Raw genomic sequence first — 313 nt, 5'->3', positions numbered from 1 at the left:
GAACTCGGTGGTCTGGCCTTTTAAGGTTTTGGCGATCCGTCGTCCAAAGGGGTCGTAGCGATATGCGGCCTCGGTACCGTCAGGCTGGGTGACGCTGATCAGTCGGTGCTGGCAGTCGTAGCGGTATTCGGTAACCAACTGCTGCGCCCGGCCTCGACGTTCGCGCAGGAGATTGCCGAAGGCGTCGTAGTCGTAATGACGGTCGCCTTGCATCAAGAGCCGGTTGCCTTTGACGATGCTAGGGCCGACGCGGTCTTGCATCAGCAGGTTGCCCGCCGGGTCGTGGACGAAGCGTTCCTGCAGGTCGTGCGAA

The 313-nt window shown here is 61.3% G+C and carries 1 protein-coding gene; it reads right to left on the bottom strand.

Features of this window, described 5'->3' with window-relative positions; all coding sequences use genetic code 11:
* Positions 1 to 313, bottom strand: a 313-nt coding sequence (locus LIY45_RS30655; protein ID WP_346269027.1) for an RHS repeat domain-containing protein, incomplete at both ends; no start/stop codon positions are given.

The sequence above is a fragment of the Pseudomonas sp. MWU16-30323 genome (assembly GCF_020515595.1).
Taxonomy (GTDB): Bacteria; Pseudomonadota; Gammaproteobacteria; order Pseudomonadales; family Pseudomonadaceae; genus Aquipseudomonas; species Aquipseudomonas yamanorum.
This window is presented reverse-complemented; position numbering and strand designations above follow the sequence as displayed.